Source organism: Streptomyces sp. NPDC001351 (assembly GCF_042896045.1).
Taxonomy (GTDB): domain Bacteria; phylum Actinomycetota; class Actinomycetes; order Streptomycetales; family Streptomycetaceae; genus Streptomyces.
The window spans coordinates 85,675-110,429 of sequence record NZ_JBIAWS010000010.1 but is presented as its reverse complement, the minus strand read 5'-3'; the positions used below and the strand labels follow the sequence as shown (position 1 = coordinate 110,429).

The 24,755-nt window shown below is 69.0% G+C and carries 23 protein-coding genes and 1 pseudogene; 14 read left to right on the top strand and 10 right to left on the bottom strand.

Features of this window, described 5'->3' with window-relative positions; all coding sequences use genetic code 11:
• Positions 1 to 23: 23 nt before the first annotated feature.
• Positions 24 to 755 (top strand): SDR family oxidoreductase, encoded by a 732-nt coding sequence (locus tag ACFY1U_RS33305; RefSeq protein WP_390697868.1) that lies wholly within the window; start codon positions 24 to 26, stop codon positions 753 to 755.
• A gap of 349 nt (positions 756 to 1,104) precedes the next feature.
• Here ACFY1U_RS33305 and ACFY1U_RS33300 read toward each other — a convergent pair whose 3' ends face one another.
• Both ACFY1U_RS33300 and ACFY1U_RS33295 read right to left on the bottom strand, forming a co-directional pair.
• Positions 1,105 to 1,617, bottom strand: a complete 513-nt coding sequence (locus tag ACFY1U_RS33300) for an IS630 family transposase (protein WP_390697867.1) — start codon at positions 1,615 to 1,617, stop codon at positions 1,105 to 1,107.
• A gap of 32 nt (positions 1,618 to 1,649) precedes the next feature.
• On the bottom strand, positions 1,650 to 1,883 hold the full coding sequence (locus ACFY1U_RS33295) for a helix-turn-helix domain-containing protein (RefSeq protein WP_390698058.1): 234 nt from the start codon (positions 1,881 to 1,883) through the stop codon (positions 1,650 to 1,652).
• Between ACFY1U_RS33295 and ACFY1U_RS33290 the strand changes: the two genes are divergently transcribed.
• From ACFY1U_RS33290 to ltrA, 3 genes are all read left to right on the top strand, one after another.
• Positions 1,852 to 2,166: a hypothetical protein gene (locus ACFY1U_RS33290; protein ID WP_390698076.1), complete on the top strand. Its 315-nt coding sequence runs from the start codon at positions 1,852 to 1,854 to the stop codon at positions 2,164 to 2,166. The genes ACFY1U_RS33295 and ACFY1U_RS33290 overlap by 32 nt on opposite strands.
• Positions 2,167 to 2,265: 99 nt before the next feature.
• Positions 2,266 to 2,580, top strand: a complete 315-nt coding sequence (locus tag ACFY1U_RS33285; protein WP_390697866.1) for a hypothetical protein — start codon at positions 2,266 to 2,268, stop codon at positions 2,578 to 2,580.
• Between the two features lie 847 nt (positions 2,581 to 3,427).
• The gene (gene ltrA / locus ACFY1U_RS33280; RefSeq protein WP_390697865.1) at positions 3,428 to 4,690 is read left to right on the top strand and encodes a group II intron reverse transcriptase/maturase; all 1,263 of its coding nucleotides are present in this window, start codon (positions 3,428 to 3,430) and stop codon (positions 4,688 to 4,690) included.
• Between the two features lie 310 nt (positions 4,691 to 5,000).
• Here the strand turns inward: ltrA and ACFY1U_RS33275 are convergent, their stop codons facing one another.
• The gene (locus ACFY1U_RS33275; protein ID WP_390697864.1) at positions 5,001 to 5,693 is read right to left on the bottom strand and encodes a haloacid dehalogenase type II; all 693 of its coding nucleotides are present in this window, start codon (positions 5,691 to 5,693) and stop codon (positions 5,001 to 5,003) included.
• A gap of 329 nt (positions 5,694 to 6,022) precedes the next feature.
• On the opposite strand from ACFY1U_RS33275, the gene ACFY1U_RS33270 reads away from it, so the two are divergent.
• The 5 genes from ACFY1U_RS33270 (at position 6,023) to ACFY1U_RS33250 (ending at position 8,375) form a co-directional block, all read left to right on the top strand.
• A complete protein-coding gene (locus ACFY1U_RS33270) occupies positions 6,023 to 6,532 on the top strand; it encodes a hypothetical protein (RefSeq protein WP_390697863.1) in 510 nt (169 codons plus the stop codon).
• A 288-nt stretch (positions 6,533 to 6,820) separates the two neighbouring features.
• On the top strand, positions 6,821 to 7,264 hold the full coding sequence (locus ACFY1U_RS33265; RefSeq protein WP_390697862.1) for a helix-turn-helix domain-containing protein: 444 nt from the start codon (positions 6,821 to 6,823) through the stop codon (positions 7,262 to 7,264).
• 33 nt (positions 7,265 to 7,297) lie between these two features.
• A complete protein-coding gene (locus ACFY1U_RS33260) occupies positions 7,298 to 7,735 on the top strand; it encodes a VOC family protein (RefSeq protein ID WP_390697861.1) in 438 nt (145 codons plus the stop codon).
• Between the two features lie 68 nt (positions 7,736 to 7,803).
• A complete protein-coding gene (locus tag ACFY1U_RS33255) occupies positions 7,804 to 8,160 on the top strand; it encodes a PRC-barrel domain-containing protein (protein WP_390697860.1) in 357 nt (118 codons plus the stop codon).
• Positions 8,161 to 8,201: 41 nt separating this feature from the next.
• Positions 8,202 to 8,375 carry a hypothetical protein gene (locus ACFY1U_RS33250; protein ID WP_390697859.1) on the top strand — a complete coding sequence of 58 codons (174 nt, stop codon included), beginning with the start codon at positions 8,202 to 8,204 and terminating at the stop codon, positions 8,373 to 8,375.
• A 27-nt stretch (positions 8,376 to 8,402) separates the two neighbouring features.
• Here the strand turns inward: ACFY1U_RS33250 and ACFY1U_RS33245 are convergent, their stop codons facing one another.
• From ACFY1U_RS33245 to ACFY1U_RS33230, 4 genes are all read right to left on the bottom strand, one after another.
• Entirely contained in the window at positions 8,403 to 9,473 is a 1,071-nt protein-coding gene (locus ACFY1U_RS33245; RefSeq protein WP_390697858.1) for a YihY/virulence factor BrkB family protein, read from the bottom strand.
• 132 nt (positions 9,474 to 9,605) lie between these two features.
• Positions 9,606 to 10,325 carry a hypothetical protein gene (locus ACFY1U_RS33240; RefSeq protein ID WP_390697857.1) on the bottom strand — a complete coding sequence of 240 codons (720 nt, stop codon included), beginning with the start codon at positions 10,323 to 10,325 and terminating at the stop codon, positions 9,606 to 9,608.
• Positions 10,326 to 10,458: 133 nt separating this feature from the next.
• Positions 10,459 to 11,703 carry an MFS transporter gene (locus ACFY1U_RS33235; protein ID WP_390697856.1) on the bottom strand — a complete coding sequence of 415 codons (1,245 nt, stop codon included), beginning with the start codon at positions 11,701 to 11,703 and terminating at the stop codon, positions 10,459 to 10,461.
• Between the two features lie 303 nt (positions 11,704 to 12,006).
• Positions 12,007 to 13,572 carry a cellulose binding domain-containing protein gene (locus ACFY1U_RS33230; RefSeq protein WP_390697855.1) on the bottom strand — a complete coding sequence of 522 codons (1,566 nt, stop codon included), beginning with the start codon at positions 13,570 to 13,572 and terminating at the stop codon, positions 12,007 to 12,009.
• Positions 13,573 to 13,900: 328 nt separating this feature from the next.
• On the opposite strand from ACFY1U_RS33230, the gene ACFY1U_RS33225 reads away from it, so the two are divergent.
• A complete protein-coding gene (locus tag ACFY1U_RS33225; protein ID WP_390697854.1) occupies positions 13,901 to 14,410 on the top strand; it encodes a hypothetical protein in 510 nt (169 codons plus the stop codon).
• 38 nt (positions 14,411 to 14,448) lie between these two features.
• Here ACFY1U_RS33225 and ACFY1U_RS33220 read toward each other — a convergent pair whose 3' ends face one another.
• On the bottom strand, positions 14,449 to 16,590 hold the full coding sequence (locus ACFY1U_RS33220; RefSeq protein ID WP_390697853.1) for an MMPL family transporter: 2,142 nt from the start codon (positions 16,588 to 16,590) through the stop codon (positions 14,449 to 14,451).
• A gap of 147 nt (positions 16,591 to 16,737) precedes the next feature.
• Here ACFY1U_RS33220 and ACFY1U_RS33215 point away from each other — a divergent pair.
• The 3 genes and pseudogenes from ACFY1U_RS33215 to ACFY1U_RS33205 all read left to right on the top strand — a co-directional run.
• Positions 16,738 to 17,019: pseudogene (locus ACFY1U_RS33215) on the top strand (carbon starvation protein A); the annotation flags it as partial.
• 1,806 nt (positions 17,020 to 18,825) lie between these two features.
• Positions 18,826 to 21,048, top strand: coding sequence for an alpha-L-fucosidase (locus ACFY1U_RS33210; RefSeq protein ID WP_390697852.1), 2,223 nt, complete (start codon positions 18,826 to 18,828; stop codon positions 21,046 to 21,048).
• Between the two features lie 135 nt (positions 21,049 to 21,183).
• The gene (locus tag ACFY1U_RS33205) at positions 21,184 to 21,399 is read left to right on the top strand and encodes a DUF4177 domain-containing protein (protein WP_115912590.1); all 216 of its coding nucleotides are present in this window, start codon (positions 21,184 to 21,186) and stop codon (positions 21,397 to 21,399) included.
• Between the two features lie 56 nt (positions 21,400 to 21,455).
• Here the strand turns inward: ACFY1U_RS33205 and ACFY1U_RS33200 are convergent, their stop codons facing one another.
• Entirely contained in the window at positions 21,456 to 22,382 is a 927-nt protein-coding gene (locus ACFY1U_RS33200; RefSeq protein WP_390697851.1) for a LysR family transcriptional regulator, read from the bottom strand.
• A 71-nt stretch (positions 22,383 to 22,453) separates the two neighbouring features.
• Between ACFY1U_RS33200 and ACFY1U_RS33195 the strand changes: the two genes are divergently transcribed.
• Entirely contained in the window at positions 22,454 to 23,341 is an 888-nt protein-coding gene (locus tag ACFY1U_RS33195; protein ID WP_390697850.1) for an SDR family NAD(P)-dependent oxidoreductase, read from the top strand.
• Positions 23,342 to 23,498: 157 nt separating this feature from the next.
• Here ACFY1U_RS33195 and ACFY1U_RS33190 read toward each other — a convergent pair whose 3' ends face one another.
• A complete protein-coding gene (locus ACFY1U_RS33190) occupies positions 23,499 to 24,698 on the bottom strand; it encodes an amidohydrolase (protein WP_390697849.1) in 1,200 nt (399 codons plus the stop codon).
• Positions 24,699 to 24,755 lie beyond the last annotated feature (57 nt).

The following is a 24,755-nucleotide window of genomic DNA, read 5'->3' as shown; positions in this document are numbered from 1 at the left end:
CGGCCCCGTGGTGGGCTGAACGCATGACAGAAACCACGACTGCCCTGGTCACCGGCGCCAACAAGGGCATCGGGCGCGAGGTCGCAGCCCGGCTCGCCTCGCTCGGCACGAACGTCCTGCTGGCCTCGCGCGACCCGCACCGCAGTGCGGCAGCCGCAGCCGACCTGGGCTCGCGGGTGTACCCGGTCACCCTGGACGTCACCGACCGCGCCAGCGTCCTATCCGCCGCCCGCTGGATCGAGGAGCGCTTTGGCCGGCTGGACATCCTGGTCAACAACGCCGGCATCTCCGGCGACCTCGCCGCCCAGAGCCCTGCCAGTGTCGAACTGGCCACTGTACGCGAGGTGTTCGAGACCAACGTGTTCGGCGTGATCAGCGTGACCACCACGATGCTGCCGCTGCTCGCCCGCTCCCCCGCCGCCCGGATCGTCAATGTCAGCAGTGGACTGGGCTCCATCGCCCGGATGACCGATCCCGACGACTACTTCACCACCCGGCCCCCGTTGGCCGCGTACGTCCCGTCCAAGACCGCACTCAACTCGCTGACCGTGCAGTACGCCAAGGAACTACGCAGCCGCAACATCCTGGTCAACGCCGCCGATCCGGGGCCGTGTGCGACCGACCTCACCACCGCATTCCCCGGCCTCACCCGCACCGCGGCCGACGGCGCGGCCGTGGTCGTCCGGCTCGCCACGCTGCCCGATGACGGGCCGACCGGCGGCTTCTTCGACGAGCACGGCCCGGTCCCCTGGTGAGCTGCCTGTCAGGGAACCGAGGGACGGGGTGGTGGGGGTCAGCCCGTACGGGATGGGCGAGCCGGAGATCGCGCCGGCGCCCGACGGGCCGCAGCGCCCGGGTTACCCGCCGGACCGCCCCGGCAACAGCCGACGGAAGGGTAGCGGACCGTCAGGCAGCCTTGACCGGGTACTCGGTCCAGGTGCGGATGGGTGAGTCGGGGGCAAAGCCGGTCTTCGGTTCGGCGCGGGCATTTCGCCGGCGCACGTAGGCGCCGATGGCGGCGTTCTGTTCGCCGTGGCTGCGGTGGTCGGTGCCGTTGAGGGCGAAGTAGCGCAGGGCGGCGAACTCGGACTCGATCCAGTTCAGTCACGATCCGTAGGTCGGCAGGAAGACCAGCTCGATGTCGTTCGCCGCGGCCCACGCGCGGACGTTCGGGTGCTTGTGAGGGGAGAAGTTGTCCAGGACGACGTAGAGCTTCTCGCCGGGCCAGCGGATGCGCAGGGACTTGAGCAGGGACAGGAACTCGCACCACCGTTTGCGGGGCCGGATGCGGTAGTACATCTTGCCGGTGGCCAGGTCGAGGACGGCAAGCATGTGCATCGCGCCGTCGCAGCGGTTGCAGGTGGCCCGCAGACGACGTGGTGAGCGGTGCGGGCGCCATGCCCTGCCTTTGCGGGGCATGAGGTTGAGCGGCCCGAACTCGTCCACACAGACCACCCGGCCGTCGGTCGGCGGGGAGCCGTAGAGCGCCAGGAACCGGTGCATCTTGGCGATGAAGTCTGGGTCGTTCGAGGACTTCCAGGTCGTGCTGGTCTGCCAGGAGACCCTGCCCTCGGCCAGTATCCGCCGCAGTGTCTCGCGGCTGACGGCGGGGACCACGTTCTGCTTGACCAGGTGTTCGGCGACCTTGGTCAGGCTCCAGGTCGAGAACGCGGAGATCTTCCAGCCGGCGGGGACGTTCGGGCGATCAGGCAGATGTGCTCACGCACCTGGCTTCTGATCGTCCTGGGGCGACCCCCGCTCCATTTTGGGTCCAGCGCCTCGAACCCCTGCTCGTTGAAGGCGTGGATGACGTCTCGCAGATAGTCGGCGCTGACCTGCATCAACCAGGTGATGTCCGGAACCGACTGCCCCTGCGCGGACATCATCACCACGATCGCCCGCCGCAGCCGCACCGCATCCTTCGCGGTCCTGCTGATCCGCTGCAGCCGACGCCCTTCCTCCATGCTTACCGGCCGGACGAACACCCCGGACGACGTCCCACGACCACCTCCTCCATCACAACGTGGAAGCAGCCTGCCGCGCAACGAACGGAAGATCAATGACCCGACCAAGGATCCGAGCCAAGCCACTGGCAAGTTGAAGCAGCCAAGGGACAGCCTGGTCAACGTGGTGGGCGAGGCCGCGGTGTTGCGCGCGACGTTGTAGCAGTACCTGCGCGAGCAGGGGGACACTGGGCAGCTGAAGGCGATCGAGGATGGCAGGGCCGCCGGCGTGCCGTGGCTCCACTTCACCGAAGCACGGTGCGTGGCCTCCAAGCAGGGCGCGCACCAGAAGGCGCGGCGGTTGAAAGCTGAGCAGGTTCGCGAGCCCGGCGAGCGCCGCACGCCCGAGGTCGCCCGTGAGCACGAGGACCGCGTGGCCGCCGAGGAGCGGGCCGAGCGGGCCCTGATGCTCGTGCGGGAGCGCCGCTTCCCCGTCGCCCGACAGATCGGCCGGCTGCTCCTGGAGCACGGCGACGGCATCGTCCTGGACAGCTGGGCGACCTACTGGCTCGGCGAGATCGCCGAGACCATCGACGACCGCGACCACCCGGCCAAGCGTGCGCGGTTCACCGGATAGGTGGAGAGCTTCCTACGAGCCGTCCACGGCCACGCTCGGCAGCGCAATCAGCCCTCCACCACTACGGAGGAAATCCGCCGAGCTCTGGCGCTGGCCACCGAGTTAACCTTCCAGGAACGACCCAAGATCCCCGAGCAGGTGCCACGTTCTCACTCTGGGAACCCGGCGCGGTGCGAGCGCCGACGCATACGCGGCGGTCGTACTGGCCGCTGACCCCGCTCCACGCATTCCGTCACCTCGGGAGCCGCATTTCGTCGGTTCGTGTGTCCTGAACGCAAGGAGGAGTTCGATGTAGGAAGAGCGCCTTTGTTGCGGTGCTGCGTGAAAGATGAAGGATTTGGCCCTTCGGAGTCGCCCTGCGGGGGGAGGCTTCAAACCGCCTCATGCTGCGTTGGCTGAAGACCGTCGTGGTGAGCGATGAGGAAAAGGCGTCCAAGAGGCGTCAGGTAGGGATCGGGAAGACGAGCGCAAGCGAATCGTCGATGATGCGTCGAAACGGAAACAGGTGACATCAAAACCGGGGGTGTGTAACCGGCTCCCGGGATCAGCCTGGCGGGAGCCCGTCTATTGGCCAGGTGGTGTCCGGCGTGTAGGCGACGTGAGTCCGGTCTGCTGCTTTCACGTGGAACAGGAGAAGGCGTACCTCGACACTGCTCGCCCCGGTTGGGGCGGCGACAGGGAGCCTCCCGAGCGGCCGAAACCGCGAGGGACTGAGTACCGTCGCGGGGTGCGCTGGCGGACCGGTCCGTAGTAGTGACGAAGCCCCTGTAATGGGGGTGGAGCGAAGGGGCCGGGTCATCCGTGGCTGTGTTCGTTTGGTCAACCGGGCGGTGTCCGGGAGGAGCCGATGGAGCAGTTGAAGTCGTCAGGCAAGTCGTTTGATATCTCGAAGTGGGAGGTCTGGGAGGCTTTCCAGGATGTGAAGAAGAATCAGGGTGCACCGGGGGTGGATGGTCATTCCATCGCCGACTTCGAGGCCGATCTGAAGGGCAACCTCTACAAGATCTGGAATCGGATGTCGTCGGGGACGTACTTCCCTCCTCCGGTGCGTGCGGTGGAGATTCCGAAGCAGCACGGCGGTGGCATGAGAATGCTCGGCATTCCCACGGTCGCTGACCGCGTTGCGCAGACCGTGGTGGCCCGACATCTGGGCGTCCGAGTGGATGCTGTATTTCACGAGGATTCCTATGGATACCGGCCGAACCGGTCGGCCTTGGACGCGGTGGAGCGTTGCCGGGAACGGTGTTGGAGGCGGAACTGGGTGATCGATCTCGACATCCAGAAGTTCTTCGACAGCGTCCGCTGGGACCTCATCGTCAAGGCCGTGGAGGCTCACACTGACGCCGTTTGGGTGAAGTTGTATGTCCGGCGGTGGCTGGAAGCGCCGCTTCAACTGCCTGACGGCACCTTGCAGGAGCGGGATCGGGGCACCCCGCAGGGGTCTGCGGTCTCGCCCGTGCTGGCGAACCTGTTCATGCACTATGCGTTCGACATGTGGCTGGCCCGGACCCATCCGGGCGTCCAGTTCGAACGTTATGCGGACGACGCGGTCGTGCACTGCGTCACCGAGCGCCAGGCCCGTGAGGTCCTGGCGGCCCTCGGAAACAGGATGGAGGAGGTCGGGCTGCGACTGCATCCCGACAAGACCAAGATCGTGTACTGCAAGGACGAGAAGCGGCGTGGTTCGTACGAGCACACGCAGTTCACGTTCCTTGGCTACACGTTCCGCCCGCGCGGCGCCCGCAGGAGAGGCGGAAGGCAGTTCCTGGCCTTCATGCCGGCGGTCAGCAAGGACGCCCTGAAGAAGATGGGCCGGGAGGTTCGCCGCTGGCGGCTTCACCGACGTCCCAACTCCACGTTCGTGGAACTCGCCAAGGAGATCAATCCGATCGTGGCGGGCTGGATCAACTACTACGGCCGGTTCTACCGGTCGGCGTTGTATCCCCTCCTGGCGCGCATCAACGCCTACTTGGTGCGATGGATCCGCCGAAAGTACAAGCGGTTGGCGGCCCTGAGGAAGGCGGTCGAGTGCATGCAGGGGATCGCCAAGAGGTATCCCCGGCTCTTCGCGCACTGGAAGATCGCGACCGAAGCCGCCGTTGCCTGGTGATCAGGATGGCAAGAGCGGAGTGACGAGAGATTGTCACGCTCCGTTCTGTGGGAGCCCGGGGGTGCGATTCCCCCGGGCCACCCGACCCCGTATTGGGCCCGTCGCGCCGGGCCTGATGTGCTTGTCGGGACACAGGGTCGGGTCGGGTCCAGGAGGAACCGGTCCGGCTGCTTGTACCTGGCCGCCGGCTGGTCGCTGATGGGTCTTGGTCGGCTTCAGGACGGCCTTCAGTGCGAACCGGTCCCCGCCACCTGACGACCGTTGCCCCCGAGTCTCATCTTGCCGGCGGCGGAGTTCGCAATCTGCCTGCCTACCTTGCCGTCAGCACGGTGACCAGTTCGTCAAGTCCGCTGGACCGCAAGTCGAAGACATCGGAACTCGTCGGCGGGTCCCCGACCGGTCGCTGAACGTAGGCTGTCCGCATCCCCGTCGCCTGAGCTCCGCGAAGGTCCCAGGCGTGGGCGGCCACCATGAGCACACGTTCTGGTGGGCATCCGGCAGTGTCGATGGCGAGCTGGTAGACCTCCGGCGCCGGCTTGTAGGCCAGGACGGCTTCGCTGGACAGGGCTTGGTGCCAGCGCAGTCCGGCATGTGCGTTGAGGCGCAGAAGGGCGGTGCGGCCGGCGTTGGAGAGCCCGAGCACGGGGAATTGCTTCGCCAGCCGTTCGAGTCCGGCTACAGAGTCGCCCCAGGGAGGCAGGCGCTGACCGGCTGTGGCCAGCCGGGCGACGGTCGCCGGATCGGCGAGTCCGGCATGGTCGGCGACCCGTCGAGCTGCCTCCCCATCGATGATCTCGGTGCTGGCGTACTCACGATGCCCTTGCGCGATGCGTTGCTGCTCATGCTCTACATGCTGCTGCCACAAGGTGAGCATCTCGTCGGCAGACTCGTCGTCGGACGCAGGCACGGCCTCGCGGATTGCCGCTCGAAGCCCGCTGGGTTCGTCGACCATTGTTCCCAGGACATCGAAGACGACTACCTCGATGTCGCAGATCTCGGCCATCCGGTCTCCTGTTCGTGCTGGTCTCCACAAGGGCGGGCCAGTTCCGACTCCTCCGACGGTGCCCGGTTCTCTGCCCAGCGGAACCAGCTCTGCTCGGTTCCGTCGCCGAGTGGGTCGCGCAGCGGCACACCTGAGGCGGCGACTACGCACGCCGCGCTGAACGATTTCGGCACCTTCGCCGTCTCAGGAACGGTGGCACGCAAGGCAACTCGGACTTCACCTCCGGGTTCTGCGCCGGCCCGTCCGACAACCACAACTACACCACTCCAGCGGCAACTTCACCGACCCTGGCAGAACGCACGGCCCCCTATGCGTATGAGGTGCTCCCTATGTCCCGACCTCCGCACCGCCGCCACCGTCCCCGCCCGCCCCGGGCCGGCGGTGCATGGCTCGCCGTCGTTCCGGCGCTCCTGGCTGTTGTGGTCGTGGGAGTCGCCGGTTGCTCGAAGCCCGACGTGCGCAGCGGGGCGCCCCCGCTGAAGTTGTGCGGCGTCACCTTCTGGAGCGGCGCCGAGGGCATCGGAGCAACCCGGCTGAGCGCTTCCACCCGTGGGATGCCATCCGCTCCGGCCGGCGACGGGCTGCCCGCCACGACCGCCCGGGACGCGATCGGCACGCCGCCCCGCGTCGTTTCCGTCTCCTCCGACTGCTCCCACGGCCGTACGGTCGTCGTCTCCCCGGCTGCCTCCGTACGCGTCCGCAAGGCGGCGAAGGACGGCGACGGCCACATCGTGGCCCTCTCTCTCATCCCGGCGCATCCCGGTACCCCTGCCCAGGTGCACATCTACGCCTACGACGGCGCTCGCCCCACCGGCCAAGTCCTCACAACGGTGAGCTGATACACGCCGGGCCGGCGGGCGTTCGCAGGAGAGGCGTTCCGCTCCAGTTACTCGCAAGCGCCCCGTCGACCTGGCCAGGTCGGCTGCAGTGCCAGCGACGGCGCGCGGTGGTCGACGGCATGGGACGATGACCGCGATGTCAGGTCAGGCCAGGTCTGGGGGTCACTCATGTCCTTGGCCGGTGTCGCGCTCGGCGGTTCCTTGTACTGCCTGGTCCAGCGCAGGACTGTCTGTCCATGACGCGGCACTCTTCTCCCGCCGCCGCAGCGACCTGACGTCGGCCTCACAATGGGAGGTGTGGTCCACGTCCCGATCGGCCGTCATCTGCTCCGCGCCAAGGATCTCGCGGACGCCCGCTACAGCGAGCCGCTCACCGTCGCCGACATGGCGGCGGCCGCCGCGCTGTCCCCTGCCCACTTCAGCCGCTGCTTCAAGGCCGCGTTCGGTGAGTCGCCGCACCAGTATCTGCTGACCCGCCGTCTCGAACGGGCCGCCGCCCTGCTGCTTGCGACGGACTGGACGGTGGCCGCGATCGGCGTCGCCGTCGGCGCGCAGAGCATCGGCTCGTTCACGACGAGTTTCCGCCGGATGTACGGAACGACCCCGCAGGCCTATCGGGCGGCTCACCCGCCCGCTGCACGGCATGTGCGCATCCCCCGCTGTGTGGCGATGGCCTATGCGCGGCCGCAGCACCGCACGTTTCGAGAAGACACGTCGTCGCCGGCTGCCTAGCGTCGTTCCCAGGCAATCGACCAAGGAGCGGCCATGGCCACGATCAAGATAGCCAATGCTCAGTTCTGGGTGCACGACCAGGACGAGGCGCTCGACTTCTACACCACCAAGCTCGGCTGGGAGGTCCGGGCGGATGTGACGATGGAGGCATGGAGCTTCCGCTGGCTGTGTGTCGCTCCGCCCGGCGGGGACGGCCCGGCGCTCGTGCTGATGCCTGTACCGGGGCAGCCTATGCTGGACGAGACCAGCAGTGCCCAGCTGTCCGATCTGGTGGCCAGGGGTGCGGGCGGCACGCTGTTCCTGGAGACCGACGACTGCAAGGCCGCTTACGACGAGCTGTCCGCCCGAGGTGTCGAGTTCAACGACCCGCCGACCGTGCAGCCGTACGGAATCGACACGTCCTTCCGCGACCCCTCGGGCAACAACATCCGGCTCACACAGGTACTGGAATTCGATCCGGAACGGCACTGACCGCACCCCGGCCCTCGGCACGGACATCAGGCACACGATCAGGGGTACTCCTCAGGTGGAGGTCCAAGATGTTCGAGGCAGGCGACATTCGCGAATGGCGTGGTCACGGCGTGGTCGACCCTCGCGGTCACAAGATCGGCACCCTGGAGGCCGTCTACGTCGACACCGCCACCGACCAGCCCTCCTTCGCGACGGTGACCGTGGGTCTTCCCACCCGTCGGCGGCTGGTTTTCGTACCGCTCTCCGGTGCGACCGTCGGGCCGGACTATCTCAAGATCGCTCACCCCAAGGACGTGGTGAAGAAGGCTCCCGCGATCGACACCGACGGCGAGTTGCCTGCCACGGAGGAGCCAGGGATCTTCGCGCACTACGAACTCGACTACGCCCCGGGAGCAGGCGGTGAACGCCGCCTGGCCCGTCGCTGACCCGCCCGCCGTGAGAAGGCGATGACGCCACTGGAGCGCCGATGAGCCTCTTTCTGTTCCTCATCCTCGTGGCCCTCGTGCTGGGCATCATCGGATTCGCCGCACAGGGGCTGTTCTACCTGCTGATCATCGGCGTCGTCGTGCTGATCGCCGACCTCACGTACGGCGCTGTGCGCTTCCGCCGTGGCGGCAGAAAGCACCGCCTGGCGCGCTGACCGCGACAGCGCCCGACGCGTCCGTGGTCAGATGTCGCCCAGGCGGCGCATGTCCTCCTCGTCCCAGGTCCGGGTGGAGCGCGGCTGGGTGTAGGGCTCGACCTCGGGCGGGAGGCCGCCGGCGATGGCCCGCTGCCGCACGCTCTCGGCATCGAACTCCAGGCCCAGGAGGATCGCGAGGTTGCTGATCCACAACCAGACGAGGAAGACGATGACGCCGGCCATGGTGCCGTAGGTCTTGTTGTACGAGGCGAAGCCGGCGACGTAGAACGCGAATCCGGTGGAGGCGGCCAGCCAGATCACCAGGGCCAGCAGGCTGCCTGGTGTGATCCAGCGGAAGCCCTTGACCTTGGCGTTCGGGGTGGCCCAGTACAGGATCGCGATCATGATGGTGACCAGCAACACCAGCACGGGCCACTTGGCGATCGACCACACCGTCAGCGCGGTGTCCCCGATGCCGAGCGCCTGCCCGGCCTGGTGGGCCAGCCCACCGGTGAAGACCACGATCAGAGCGCTCATCACGGCCAGCACCATGAGCACCACGGTCACACCGATCCGCACCGGCAGGACCTTCCACACCGGTCGGCCCTCCGGCATGTCGTAGACCGCGTTCGCGGCACGAATGAAGGCGGCCACGTACCCGGACGCCGACCACACCGCCAGCACGATGCCGACCAGGGCCATCACCGAGCCGGTCCCGGCGTTGTTCTGCAGCTGTTCGACGGCCCGCGTGATGATGTCGCGTGCCGAGCCGGGAGCCAGCTGCCTGAGGTTGTTCAGGACCTTGTCGGTGGCCGACTTGCCGGTGATCCCCAGCAGGGAAACCAGCACTAGAAGGGCCGGGAACAGGGACAGCACTCCGTAGTAGGTCAGCGCCGCGGCCCGGTCGGCCAGCTCGTCGTCCTTGAACTCCTTCAGGCTGCCTTTGAGAACGGCGGCCCAGGCCCCTTTCGGCAGCTTCGTCGGCGAGGCCGGGGCAGCCCGTTCGGCCTCCCGGTCCGGTCCTGCCTCCTCCGGCGACGGCACCGGCGCTGGGGAAGCCGGGGCCGCGTCGGGGCCGTCCTGGTGTTTCCGGCCTGGAAGATGCAGCTTGGTCATACTCGCCGGGTATCCCCACGGCGCCCGCTCAAGCCGACGCGTGCCTGCCGCGAACGGGGATCATGGAGGACGGCATCCGCCGTGGCCGGTCGATCAGCTCGCTGGCCCGTCCTTCCCGGCTCGGGGCTTGGGTCAGTCGGGTGGGTCCAGGGTGAATACGGTGATCCACTCGGCGTCGGCGGCGTGGTAGCCGAGGCCGGTCAGGGTCTCGGAGGCGGCGCGCATGTGCCCGGCGCCGTAGACGACGGCGACGGTGAACGGGCCGGTCCGTCCTGCGTACCCCCGGTCGAAGTCGGTCAGGGCCTCGGCCAGCAAACGGTCGCGGCGCCGGAGGACCAGGTCGTCCAGGCCCGGCCAGAAGTCCGCCATGGCCTGCTCGCCCTCGCTCATCAGGTCCTCCACCGCGAGGTGCCGGGCGAGCCAGCGGCGCGTCCCCAGCAGCTGCATGCCGGCCGTCACGGCCGGCACGACCGTGGCCACCATCGCGCGTTCCTTGAGGGGCAGCCGCCGGAACCCCTCCTGGAATTGCGCACCGCTCATGTCGGGGCACACCACGGGCAGTCCGAGCGCCTCGAAGTCGATGTCCTGCACGACCAGACCCAGGCGCTCATGACTGTCCAGCTGCTGGTACGACGCGACCAGCGCGTCGGCGCCGGACGAGCCCTCCCCGACTCCCTCGGCGACCACCAGATCGCAGCCGCGGCGCAACCGCGCCGCCACTCCCCGGTAGAAGGCGGCCTCCCCGAGGTGAACCATGGGAAAGAGCACGAAGGTCAGCTCCGTCCCCGGCCGTGTGAACCTGATGACGGCCGATCGCACCCCGGCCAGGCCGGTCACCTCGATGAACTGCACATCCGCCCCCTTCGCGCCCGCCTCTCCCCCACAACCACGCCGGGACCGTCTCTGGGGTTGCCAACAGCTCACTGTTGCGGGCGGCAGCTCACTGTTGCGGGCGGCCGGCAAAGGGGGCGCCGAAGACCAGCCGCTACCGCCGCTCGCCCGGGGTTCCCGACGGTTCGGCTGACGGGGCGTGTTCCGTTTCCGTCGAGGCTTCCGCCGCGGAGGAAGTGATCACCTCGGAGTGCCGGCCGCCCCGGTCCATGAGGCCGCCCGTGAAGGCGAGGCCGAGGCCCGCCACCGCGAGGGCGGCGCCGACGAGGTTGGGGGACGCCCAGCCCCAGCCTGCCGAGATGGCCAGTCCGCCGAGCCAGGCGCCGCCCGCGTTGGCCAGGTTGAAGGCGGAGTGGTTGGAGGCCGCGGCCATCGTCGGCGCCTTCTTCGCCTTGGCCATGAGGAGCATCTGGACGGGCGTGGTGACGAAGGCACCCATCGCACCGATGAAGGTGATCGTCACCAGGGCCGGGACGGTGCTGTGGACGGTGAAGTAGAAGGTCACCAGCGCTGCGCCGAGCAGGGCGAGACCTCCGTAGAGCGTCGGGCGCAGGGCGCGGTCCGTGAGGGGGCCTGCCATCAGCGTGCCGAGTGTCATGCCGACGCCGTACAGCGCGAGGACCAGGGTGGTCGAGGCGTCGGAGATGCCCGTCAGGTGCGTCAGCATCGGCACCAGGTAGCTGTAGACCGCGAAGAACCCGCCGAATCCCACCACGGCCGTGGCCAGGCCGATCGCGACCTGCCTGTTGCCCATCGCCCGCAGCTCGTGCCGGATCCCGGACTGGCTGCCTCGTGGCTGGTGGGGGACGAAGAGGGCCAGCGCGGCGAGCGCGACGAGGCCCATGACGGCGACGGCTGCGTAGGCGGACCGCCAGCCGAACTGCTGACCGAGAGCGGTGCCGGCCGGCACACCGACGATGTTCGCGACGGTCAGTCCGAGGAACATCCTGGAGACGGCGCGGGCGGCTCGCTCGGGGGCGACCAGCCGGGAGGCGACGACCGCGCCGACGCCGAACAGGGCGCCGTGCGGCAGCCCGGCCAGGAAACGCGCGGCGAAGAGCAGACCGAAGTCGGGTGCGAGCGCGGAGGCGATGTTGCCGACCACGAACAGCCCCGACAGGAGCAGCAGGAGCCGTTTGTGCGGTATGCGTGCACCGATGCCGGTCAGTACGGGGGCGCCGACGACGACACCGAGCGCGTACGCCGACACGAGGTTGCCGGCATGGGGCACCGACACTCCGACGCCGTCGGCGATCTGGGGCAGCAGCCCCATCGTGGCGAATTCGGTGGTGCCGATGCCGAAGGCGACGACAGCCAGGGCCAGGAGAGCCAGAGGCATGGTGCGGGTGAACCTTTCAACGCAAGCAGTGCAGGGACGAGGGAGCGGAGAACCGCCGAGGTCGTCCAGATCCCACGGTCGGCCGCGTCGAGCACCATTGCCCTGCGCACCCCCAAACAGGGCCAGCCCATGAACAGTGCAGCAGCGGCGGGAGACCGCGCATTCCAAGATCGAGCCGCAGCCTGGCGTGATCTACGTCATGACGGTGCCGGCCGGTCGGACGGCGACGTGTCGCGTCCGACCGGCACTGTTGCGTCGGTCAAACAGCCCGCGCCCGCTCGGGGGCGGCGTGCGGTGGCCATTTCAGCCGGTGTAGGCGGCGAAGATCTTCGCGAACTCGTAGGGAGACTGCGGGATGTTGGTGCACTGATAGAGCGCGCCCGTGCAGGCGTTGCGATCCCGGGTGGCCTCCCAGAAGGCGAGCTCTCCGAGGTGCTTGCCCTGGGCGAAGGAGACCAGCTGGCGGGCGTCGGCCTGGTCATAGATGTGGCCGTCGTCGTTCTGTCCGAGCATCGGTGTCACTCCGACCATCGCCCAGAGCTGGGCGTCGGTCCTGCTCGGGTAGAGCGACTTCAGCTGGGTGAAGGTGCTCTGTGCGGCCTGGACGGCGGCGTCGCCGTAGTCGACGCTGCGGTAGTAGTCCATGGCCATGACGTTGACCACGTCCAGGTCGACTCCGGCGTCGCGCGCCGACCGCACCACGTTCAGGCCGTCGGAGGTCAGCCCCTCCGGCAGGACGGGCAGCGTCAGCGAGATCCGCAGCCCCGGGTGGGCCTGCTGCAGGCGCGCCAGGGCCTGGGAGCGGCGGGCGACGGAGGCCGGGTCCGCGGTGGCCGCGCCCTCGATGTCGAAGTCGACGTACTTCAGGCTGTAGGCGGTCACCACCGCGTTGTACTCGGCGTACAGCGCGTCCACCGAGCCGCAGGCCTGGGCCAGTTCGATTCCGCTGGCGCCGCCGAAGGAGACCTTGACGTCTCCCCCGGCGGCCCGGATGGCGTCGATCTGGTCCTTGGCCCAGCCGTCGCGCGGGTCGTATTCGTTGAACCACATCGCCTTGCAGCCGGAGGCGGTGATGAAGGCCATCGTGTAGCTCTTCACGCCGCTCGCCGAGGCCATGTCGGGCATGCTCGGCGTGGGCCACGCCCCCATGTCGATGTACGGGGCGGTGAACAGGCCGCCGCTCGGCTGCTGACCGCCGGCGGAGGTGGTGCCGCTGACGGCCGCGGAGTAGGCGGACACGTTGCCCGCGGCGTCGCGGGCCCGCACGCGGAAGGCGTAAGTCGTGGCGGCCTGCAGGCCGGTGGCCGTGTAGGAGGTGCCGGTCACGGTGACGGGCGTGCCGCCGTCGCGTGAGATCTCGTAACCGGCGACGGATCCTGAGTCGTCGGTGGCGGCGCTCCATCGCACGGTGAGGGAGGACGCGGTCGCGGAGCCGACGGTCACTGCTGCCGGGACACTGGGTGGTGTGGTGTCGGTGCTGGAACCACCCGTGCAGGAGGCCCCGTTGAGCTTGCAGCCGGTGGGCGTGCCGGTGCCGTTGGACACCCATCCGAAGGAAGCGGACGCGCCCGGCGCCAGGGTGCCGTTGTACTCACGGTTCTTGAAGGTGTAGTGGCTGCCGTTCTGGGTGAGCAGTGCGTCCCAGTACGAGCCGACGGTGGTGCCGGAGGGCAGGTCGAACTCGACGCTCCAGCCGGACAGGGTGCTGCTGCCGGCGTTCGTGATGGTGTATGCGCCCTGGTAGCCGCCGTCCCACGTCGACGTCTTGGAGAAGGCGGCGTTGGGGGTGCCCGCGGCGGAAGCGGGCGGGGCCAGGACCAGGAGAAGCAGCCCGGTGAACAGGGTGAGAAGTACCGATGGTCTTCGCATGTGCTGCCTCCACTGGGGGGGTGGGCGCCGGGATGACGCGTGAAGTCGCAGACTTGGTCCATACCAATCCTCTGGCATGTAGATACCGAGCGCTGGCGTGGCCGTCAAGCCGCACGCACGACCCGGAAGCTGTGGAGGCGTGGCGATGCCGCGACAGCCCGCCCGCACGAACAACCACAAGGAGTTCTTCGCAAAGGACTCTTCGCGCCCCCTTCCGTCGTCCTCCCGACGGGCATTAATCCGGCAGCACTGCTGTTCCACCTCTGGACGCCTGCCACTGCAGCCCGACCGGCGTCACCCCGGAACAGGCGAGAACGGATCAGTCGACATGAGCGACACACAGACCGGCAACCGCATACGGGCCGCCGCACCGGCTCCGGACGGCGATCTGCTCGAGCGGGTACGCCGGCACCGGCGGCACACCCTGGAACTGCTGACCGTCTGCGCCGTCTGTCTCGTCCCCTGGACCGTGCTGCTGGGGGTGACGCTGCCCTCCGGGTACCAGGTCCACCACTGGCGCGTCACGTGGGTGGGGTTCGACGTCCTGCTCGTGGTCGCGATGGCGTCCACCGCGCTTCTCGGGTGGCTGCGGCACCACGCCGTCATCGTGGCGGCTCTCGCAACCTCCCTGCTGTTGATCTGCGACGCGTGGTTCGACGTGTCTCTCGCCGTCGGCACCTCGGAGATCTGGCTGTCGGCGGCACTGGCCGCGTTCGCGGAACTGCCTCTGGCCTTCTATCTGATCCGCCGGGTGATGGGGATGATCTCGTTGGTGCAGTGGCCCACGGCCCGGGTCGTGGCGTGCGGCGACGAGCAGGCCGCCGACCTGGACACCTGACGGATCCACGGCACGGCGGCCACCTGCTCCGCCGGGATTCAGCTTGAGGGCTGCTGTGCCCTGGGCGTCTGCGGGTGCGGAGACGACGGCGCCACCCGCAGCAGGCGGGCCGCCCAGCCGGGCAGCTGCCAGTTCCACGGGCCGAACAGCGAAACCAGCGACGGAACCAGCAGCATCCGCACGATGGTCGCATCCAGCAGGATGCCGATACCGAGGCCCGTCGCCAGCGTCTTCAGATCAGTCCCGGGGCCGGAGGCGAGCGCGGCGAAGGCAAGGAAGAGGATCAGCGCGGCGCTGGTGACCAGCCGGCCGGTGCGGCCGAGGCCCTCGATCACGGCGGCGTCGGTGGAGCGGCCGGTGTCGTACTCCTCACGGATGCGGGAGAGGATGAACACCTCGTAGTCCATGGACAGTCCGAACAGGAACGCGAAGACCATCAGCGGGATCCAGAAGGTGATCGCTCCGGTGGCCGCGATGCCGAAGACCGCGTCGGAGCCGTGACCGTCCTGCCAGAAGATCACCATCAGCCCGAGGGTCGCCGCGAGGGAGATCAGGTTCAGCAGGACCGCCTTGAGCGGCAGCAGCAGGGAGCGGAAGGCCCGCACCAGCAGGACGTACGTCAGCAGCGCGATGATGGTGAGCATCAGCGGGAAGTTGCCGTAGACGGCGTGCAGGAAGTCGATCTGTGCCGCGCCGATGCCGGCGACGCCGAGGACGCCGGGCAGGCCGTCCGCGGCGGTCTTGACCCGCTTGACCACGCCCACGCTCTTGGAGTTCACGGTCTCGTGGTCGGGGATGACGACAACGATGCTCTGTCCGGCGCGGTTGCCGGCCGGCCCTGACGGCACGAACACGCTGCTCACACCGTCGATGCCGGCCAGCCTGGCGGCGGCCGTGCGGGCCTGGTCGGTGCGGACCAGGACCTCCATGGGAGTCAGGGCGCCGGTCGGTACGCCGCCGCGTTCCAGGGTCTGCAGGCTCTCGTAGGCCGGACCGCTCTTGGCCAGTGACTCGGAGGAGGCGAGACCGATCTTGATGCCGAGGAAGACGCCGGTCAGAGCGAACAGGGCGGCCAGCGCGGTGGCGGCGGCGATCCAGCGGCGTCGTACGACGGCAGCGGTCCACCGGCTCCAGAAACGGCTGGCCCGGTTCTCGTGCCGGATCTTCGGCCAGTCGACCTTGGGCCCGATGCCGCCCAGGATCGCCGGGGTGAGCGTGAGCGTGGTCAGTACGCTTGCCAGGGGGATGAGTGCTCCTCCGTAGCCCATGCTCCGCATGAAGGGGACCGGCAGGACCACCAGCGCCAGCAGACCGATCGCGACGGTGACGCCGCTGAACAGCACCGCGTGCCCGGCGTGTTCCATCGCGACGACGACCGCGTCGTGGTTGTCCCGGCCGTGGTCGCGCTCCTCGCGCCAGCGGGTGACGAACAGCAGTGAGTAGTCGATCGCCACGCCCAGGCCGATGAGGGCGACCAGGAACTGCACGATGAACGACACATCCGTCGCATAGGTGAGCGGCAGCAGCATCACGAAGGTCGCGAGGATCGACACTGCGGCGACCACCAGCGGCAGCAAGGCCAGGAAGGAAGCGAACACGAAGGCGAGTACGGCCAGGGCGCCGACGGCGCCGAGAAGTGTCTCCCCGAGGACGCCCGGCCCGCCGCCGTTGTTGCCACCGGAGGCCAGCACGTCCTCACCCGTCACGCCGACCGCGGACCCCGTCGGCACGGCGTGCTGCGCCGCCGAGCGGATCGGATCGGTCAGCAGCTTCTGCCGGGGGGACGGGTTGAACCGGTAGAACACCAGGGCGTAGGCCGTGCGGTCGTCCTTCGTGCGGAACGCCTTGTCCCCGGTGTTCGCCTCGTCGATCACCCGCAGGCCGGGGACGGCTGCGCCGACGGCCGTGAAGGCCCGTCCGACGTCCTTCTCGTGACCGGTGATCGTCTGCCCTGCGGGAAGTGTGACCGAGACCAGATAGGGGTTCGTGTCACCGCCGCTGCCGAAGGCCCGCTCGATGCGGTGGGCCGTCACCGTGCCGGGCTGGCCCGGCAGGGAGAAGTCGATCGTCAGCCGGTCCGTCGTACGACTGGCCAGGAGGATGCCGGCGACGAGCACCAGTCCCCAGAACCCCACAACCGCCTTGCGATGACGCAGAACGAACTCGGCCCACCGCCGCATGCCCGGGCCCTCCCCACGTTGTAGGTTGCGGGAGTTTAGCGCTATGCCCCCTTACTTCACTATCAGGTGAATCAATGACTTTTGATGCGATCCGCTGCCGTGTCGCCCGGGGCATGGGGGCTGCCGGAGAAGATCACGCCGGGGTGGGTCGGTGTCACCGTGTGCACCACGATCCTGGTCAAGTCCGGGCGGCCGCGCTGGGCCTGGGTCATCGCCGTCCCCCTGGCCTGGGTGGTCGCGGTCACCTTCACCGCAGGCTGGCAGAAGATCTTCTCCGCGGACCCCAAGGTCGGCTTCTTCGCGCAGCGGGCGCGCTACGCCGACGCCGTCGACGCCGGTCAGGTCCTGCCGCCCGCCAAGAGCCCCACCGACATGCACACCGTGGTCACGAACTCCACCGTCGACGGCGTCCTCATCTCCCTGTTCCTCCACCCGCTCATCGCCCGCCGCGCCACCGAACACGGCAGCGGCCTTGCCAAGAAGCGCTGGGTCGTCGAGGCAGCCTTCGCCCTTCTGCACTGGTTACGCGCTGGGCTGAGCCAAGGCGGTCCGAGCACGGCCCCCAGACCTCATCGTTTACCCCTCAACCGCGCAGGGAGTCGAGCAGACCCTGGGGATTTCGGGCATCCCCATCAAGGTGGTCGGTGGCACGGAATGACGGAATTGCCCGGCCGGTGCCGGGCGAACGAGGCCGACTCTATGCTGACGGTCGTGCAGGTACTCGGCAAGAGCAGTGAGGAAGAGATGGTCGCCTGCTTCTTGAGCGGCGAGCTGTCCAGCCAGAGGTTCGGCCAGAACCTCCGTGCCCATCTGGCGGCAGCCGAGCAGACCGAGCAGTTGCTGACGCATCCGGACCTCTCCGACACTGGTGCGAACTTCGCACGTCGCGCTCTGCTCGCTGCGACGCGCGGGTACGGCGAGAACCGCGACCTGTTCGAGAACTTCCCCGAGCAGGTCATGTGGACCAGGGCGCTCCTGTCCGCCGGCGAGGCGGCCGGCGTTCGCTACGTCGACTACTCCTACTGGGTCGAACTGTCGGGTGACAGCCGCCGGCCGGTCGACGCGGCCGCACGCATTAGGGCAGGGCTGCGAGCGTTCGACGTGCCCAACGAACCATTCGTCGACGCAGCCCGGGCGCTCATCAGAGGCGAGCGGTTTCGGCCACTCATCCTCGTCGGCGAGAGGCAGGACAACCTGGTCTGCCTTGAAGGCCATCTGCGTCTGACCGCCTACGCCCTCGTCGGCTTCCCGACCGACATCGAGTGCCTGATCGGCACCGCGCCGGCCATGGGACGCTGGGCGCAATAGACCAGTCACCTCGGGCTACGTGAGCTGACGGTGCGGCGCGGCGGAGTTGCTCGGGCGAGCGCTGTTCTCATCCCGCGCTGCTCACCGTTCTGACGGCAGGCTGCTCGAGCGGCTCGTCCTCATCCACCGCGATGCCCCCGTCCAGCCGCAGCCCGGTCGGCCTCGGCAGCATCCACATGGGGGGGCGCGGAGCTGACACGGCGTGGCTCTGTGGCGACGACCCTCCCGCCCCACCTCTTCTCGACGAGCGAGATGTCCTGCCCGGCGCAAGACGATCCCACGGCCGCGACGAGGTCGAGCACAGTGAGCCGCGCGTACGTCGCTCCCCCGCGTCGCAGTCCATCGCTCGCACTGCCGGGTCGCGTTGGGCCATGCCGGGGCTGACCGGAGGACCGGGTGCCTCCCGGCACGGCAACTGGTCCGGGACCACTGACGCCTGACGGTTAAACATACCATGTCTATCGAGGAATAGATCGGAAGGAGCTCCAACAAAAAGGAACAAAAGCTCAGTTGGCTAGCTGCTTTCATCCCTGCACGACCGTTGACATGGGCAGGGTGAGTGCCGCAATTTCATGCGTGACATCCGGCACCACGCGGCTCAGGGGTCTGCAAGAAGTCCCGGAGCCGAAACGGTCACGCGGCGGTGCTGCCGTACGGGAACGGAGTGAGGACATGTCGTCAGGAACCTGCTCTGCCACGAGCTCCCTGGAGTCCGCACAGTCCGTTGCTGTTCGCAGCCGGTGACGCGCTCCATCCACCCGCTTGCGCCGCGGACTTCGTCGCCCGTACGCCGTGGCGCCGAGTCAGTCACCTGCCGACCGTGTCCGGTCCGGGTTGCGTCGCGCACGTCGTGCTCCCGCCACCGGACGTGCCCGCCACCGACCACCGGCCCTGGTCTCCCACCACAGCTCTGACGGAGGTACCACCATGATCAACAGACGCCAGTTCCTGGCAAGTGCCACGGGTGTCGCGGCGACTGCGGTCGCAGGCAACGTCCTCGCCGCCGGCACCGCCCGGGCCGCGACCACGTACACCCCCACGTGGGCCTCGGTCGACCAGCACACCGCGGCTCCCGAGTGGTTCAAGGACGCCAAGTTCGGCATCTACTACCACTGGGGTGTGTTCAGCGTTCCGGCCTATGGGAACGAGTGGTATCCGCGCCGCATGTACATCAGCGGCGATGCGTGCAACCAGCACCACATCGCCACGTTCGGCGACCCGTCGGTGTGGCCGTACCACAACTTCATCAACGGCGCGAAGGACCTGAACGGCAACTTCAACAAGTTCGCCCCGAAACTGAAGTCCGCGGGCGGGAACTTCGACCCGGACGAGTGGGCGCAGCTCTTCGTCGACGCCGGCGCCCGGTTCGCCGGCCCGGTCGCCGAGCACCACGACGGATTCTCCATGTGGAACAGCTCGGTCAACGAGTGGAACTCGGCCGCCAAGGGCCCCCAGCTCAACCTGCTCCAGTTGTTCACCGACTCCATCCGCGCCAAGGGGCTGAAGCTCCTGGTGGCCATGCACCACGCGTTCCACTTCAACGGCTACTACGACCACGTGCCCGCGCAGTCCGACCCGAGCCTCCAGAAGCTGTACGGGCAGTTGGGCACCACGGCCGAGAACCAGCTGTGGTACGACAAGCTCAAAGAGGTCATCGACCTCGCCAAGCCCGACATCATCTGGCAGGACTTCGACCTCAACAAGGTCGACCAGACGCAACTCCTGAACTTCCTGTCGTACTACTACAACCAGGCCCAGGCGTGGGGCCGCGAAGTCGTCGCCACCTACAAGGACGGCCTGAACGGCCACGGCGAGGTCTTCGACTACGAGCGCGGCGGCCCCGGGGACATCACCGCTCCCTACTGGCTCACCGACGACAGCATCTCCAGCTCCAGCTGGTGCTACACGAACGGCATCGGCTACTACAGCATCCAGCAGATGCTGCACTCACTGATCGACCGGGTCAGCAAGAACGGCAACATGCTGCTCAACATCGCCCCGATGGCGGACGGCACCATCCCCCAGGCCCAGAAGGACATCCTCCTCGGCATCGGCGACTACCTGCGCCGCTTCGGCGAGTCGGTCTACTCGACGCGGGCCTGGACCACGTACGGCGAAGGCCCCACGCACATGGGCGGCGGCGCCTTCACCGCCCCGCAGGTCGGAACGGCACAGGACATCCGCTTCACCCGGAACAAGAACAACACCGTCCTGTACGCCACGGTCCTCGGCTGGCCGGGAAGCACACTGACCATATCGACGCTCAACTCGGTCCGGATCAACGTCAGTTCCCTGACCTCGGCGAAGCTGCTGAACTCTACCGCCGGCAGCTACACGGACCTGCCCACGCCGACGCAGGACTCGACCGGGCTGCACGTGACCCTGCCGTCGTCGTCGGCGCCGTTCTCCGCCCTGGCCTACGTCGTGAAGCTGACCTTCTCCGGCCAGATCCCGGCCCTGCAGCCGCTGTCCGGGGCTGTGGTCTACCAGGACGTCAACTACTCGGGCGGCTCCTCCCTGCTCCAGCTCGGCTCCTACACCGCCGACCAGTTGGCGCTCGCCGGCCTGCCCAGCCGCAGCCTGTCCTCGCTGAAGCCGGCCCCCGGTTACCAGGTCATCGGCTACTCCGGTGACAACTTCACCGGCACCGCCTGGACCTTCGACGCCGACAACGCCGACCTGCGTGTCACCGGCAACAACGACGCCGTCGTGTCGATGAAGGTGCAGCTCGACCCCTCGGCGTGGTTCAGGATCACCAACGTCACCGACGGGCTGGTGCTGGACAGCGGCGGGAACGTCCCCAGCGGCTCCAACCTCAAGCAGTGGACCTGGAACGGCAGCACCAACCTGCAGTGGCAGGCCGTCGAGCTCGGCAACGGCTACTACAAGCTGGTCAACCGCGCCAACGGCATGGTCGCCGACGGCGGGGGCGCCACCACGAACGGGTCCCCCGCCCTGGAGGCGACCTGGACCGGTGGCAACAGCCAGCAGTGGCAGCTCAAGTACCAGGGCGGCAACAGGTACTGGATCGTCAACCGCGCCACCGGCCTCGTCCTCGACGGCGGCGGCGACGTGCCCTCGGGCTCCGTGACCAAGCAGTGGTCCGGGAACAGCAGTACCAACGTGCAGTGGACCTTCACCAAGGTCTGAGCGTGGGGGGCCCCGGGGGGGGGGGGGGCCCCCCCCCGCCCCCCCCCCCGCGGCCCCCCACGCAGGTGTGACCTGCCTCGCAGCATGATTGGCTGGCCCTGGGCAGTGCAACAACACACCGGAGGGCACGCAGGCATGAGCAACGGCCACACCTACGAGTACAAGGTTGTCAGTTTCAGGGAGTCGCTGATCGGTGACGCACTGGACAGCGACAAGCTGGAGAAGGTTCTCAACAAGCATGCCGAGGACGGCTGGGGCCTGAAGGCGATCACCTCCGCCGACGTCAAGGGGCGCATCGGCCCCGGCGCGGTCGAAGGTCTCCTCCTCACCTTCGAACGTCCCCGCGCATAGCGTCGGCTGCATCACGGCTTCCAGCGTCGGGTCCGCGCACTGCGCGGGCCCGACGGTCAGCTGTTCGCGCCGGGAGCGTTGAGGGCTGCGGCCCGCAGAGCGGCTGCCACACGTATGACCGGTTCGGTGGGCGGGTGCGGGAGACGGGCCAGGAGCAGGCGCCGTTGTTCCTGGGGTCCGCCGCGGACCGGGAGGATGCGTACGCCTGGCGGGGCGGCGGAAGCGAGTGTCGCGGGGACGGTGGTGAGGCCGCAGCCGGCGGCGACGAGGTGGAGTTTGGCCAGCCAGTCGCGGGCGGTGTGGGCGATCTCGGGTCGCTCGTCGAGGCCGGGCCACACTCCCATCAGCCGGTCCTGGCCTGAGCCGGCGCTCCCGATCCAGCGCTGCCCGCGCAGGTCGGCGACGTCGACGAAGTCGCCGCGGGCCAGGGGATGGCCGGCGGGCACAGCGAGCTGCAGGGCACGTTCGCTGAGCGTCTGCAGGGCGAGCGGGGGCGACTCCGTGTCCGGTGGACGGAACGGTGGCATCGAGGCCAGGAGGGCGAGGTCCAGGGTGCCGGCGCGCAGGGCGCGTACCAGCGCCGGGGTGGTGCCTTCCCGGCTGACGACGTCGAGCCCCGGGTCCGTGCGGCGCAGCATGGCCAGGGCCGTGGGAAGCAGGACGGCTCCGGCGCTGGGGAACCAGCCCAGGCGGACCGTGCCGGACTGCTCGGGCAGGCCGGACAGTTCGCGGGCGGTCGCATCGATTTCGTCGAGCACGGTCGTCGCGCGGCGCATCACGACGCGGCCGGCCGCGGTCAGGCGTACTCCGTCGCGCCGCCGTTCCAGCAGCTCCGCGCCTGCCGCCCGTTCGATCGCGGCGATCTGCCGGGACACGGCCGACTGGGTGTACCCCAGCGATACGGCGGCCGCGGTGAAGGTTCCCTGTTCGGACACCGCCCGCAAGACCCGCAGCGCGGTCAGCGACACATCCGTGAAGTCCATGACGATTACGCATGCTAGCTGTGCCCAACTCTCGTTGGACGCATGGACCGGTCGTTTTTAGTGTGGCCTGCATGAATGCTTCGCGAATCGCTCTTGTCACCGGCGCCAACCAGGGGCTGGGCCGCGCACTGACCGAGGGACTGGCGGCCCGTATGAGCCCGGCCGACCTGGTGCTGCTCACCGGCCGCGACCAGCAGCGCGTGGCGGACGCCGCCGACGCGGTGGCACAGCTGCCCGGCACCGTCAGCCAGGTTCAGGGCCGCGTCCTGGACGTGAGCGACACCGGCGCCGTCACCGCACTCGCCGAGGAGCTGCGCGCACGGTACGGCGGCGTCGACGTGGTGATCTCCAATGCGGTCGCCCGTGTGCTGCCGGACGAGTCCCAGGCCGCACGGGCCGACGAGTTCATCGACGTTTCCAACACCGCCACCCACTCGATCCTGCGCTCCTTCGGACCGATCCTGCGCCCGGGCGGCCGTCTGCTGGTGGTGGCCAGCAGCCTGGGCACCCTCGGCCACCTCGACCCGCGGCTGCACCATCTGTTCGACGGCGCGAGCCTCGACCAGGTCGAGGCCGCCGTCGAGTCCTGGCGCAGCCGGATCCACGACAAGACCGCCGAGGAGGCGGGCTGGCCCCGCTGGCTGAACGTGCCCTCGAAGGTCGCCCAGGTCGCCGCCGTCCGCGCGCTGGCCGCCGAGCGCCGCGAGCGCGACCTCGCCACCGGCACCCTGATCGCCTCCGTGTGCCCCGGCATGGTCGACACCGCCACCTCCCGGCCCTGGTTCAGCGACTACAGCCACGCGCAGTCGCCCGCCCAGGCGGCTCGCGCTGTGCTCGACCTGGTCTTCGCCGAGCACGTCGATCCGGCGCTCTACGGCGAGCTGGTGCGCTTCGGCAAGGCCCTGCCCTGGCACGACGGCACGCCCCCGGTGGAGCAGGACCGGCTGCTCACTCCCTGAGCGCATGGGGTGCCGTCGCGTGGGGAGCGCCTTGCCGGCCCAGCCCGAGCCGAACGCCCTGCGGGCCAATTGGGCCGCGGCCCATCTCCACCCCGGCGCCCCGGAGGCGCCGCACGCTCCGAGCATCGCCGACGCCGCGTCCCGCCCTCCGCGCGTGTCAGTGCCGGGCCACGGTGGCGACGCTGCCCCCGTGCTCGTGCCAGGCCTGCTCGCGCAGTTCGGCCGACAGCAGCAGTTCCACCGCTGTGCAGGCCAGTGCCTCCGTCGCGGCGAGCAGCACGCGGCGGGCGCGGTCGGAGGCTGCCGCGGTGGCGAATTCGGGGGTGTGGTCGGAGCCGTCCGGGTCCATGATCGCGACGAAGGGGTGGATGGCGGGCACGCGTCCGCTGACGTTGCCGATGTCCGAGGAGCCCAGGAACACGCCGGGCGCCGGTGGCGTGAGGTCGATGCCCGCGCGGGCCAGGTGACCCGCGAACCGCAGGGACAGGGCCGCGCTGTCGCGGAAGTGCTCGTAGCGGGGTGTGGCCCGTCCGAACGTGACGGTCGTGCCCATGGCGCGGGCCACGCCCTGTGCGCAGGTCAGCACCTCGCCCGCCAGGTCCTCCAGAGCGGCGGTGGTCGCGGCGCGCAGTCCGAACAGGCCTTCCGCGTACTCGGGGACGATGTTCGTCGCCAGGCCGCCGTCGGTGACGATGCCCTGGACGTGTGACCCCTGCGGCAGGCGCGGGCCGATGGCGGCGAGGGCGTTGAACAGCTGGATGAGGGCCGCGAGGGCGTCGATGCCCTCGGTGGGGTTCCCGGTGGGGTGGGCCGGGCGGCCGTGGAAGCCGATGCGGTACTGCGTCTGGGCGGTCAGGGGCGCCCACTGCCAGTTGTGGACGCCGGGATGGAACATCAGGGCGGCGTCGACGTCGTCGAAGACACCCGCCTCGGTCTCGGTGACCTTGCCACCGCCGCCCTCCTCCGCGGGCGTGCCCACGGCCCATACGGACCCGGCACCGTCCCCCAGGACGGCGCGTGCCGCGAGCGCGGCGCCGAGGCCGGCCGCGGCGATCAGGTTGTGGCCGCAGGCGTGCCCGAGGCCCGGCAGGGCGTCGTACTCCAGGAGGAGGGCCACCGCCGGCCGGCGCACGGTTCCGGCCCGCGCGGCGAAGGCGGTGGGCAGTCCGGCGAGGTCCCTCTGCACCGTGAACCCCTCGCGTTCGAGCTCGCCGCTCAGCAGCCGCACCGCCCGGTGTTCCTCGAATCCGTACTCGGGGTCGGCGTGCAGGGCCAGGGCCACCTCCCATATCCGCTCCGCGCGGGCGGCCACCTCCCTGACCACCCTTCCGAGCGCCTCGTCCACCGCGTCCGCCACACCGGCCTCCCGAGGTCTTCCAGGTACGTGTGTGTCTCGGTGCGAGTTCCAACAAGT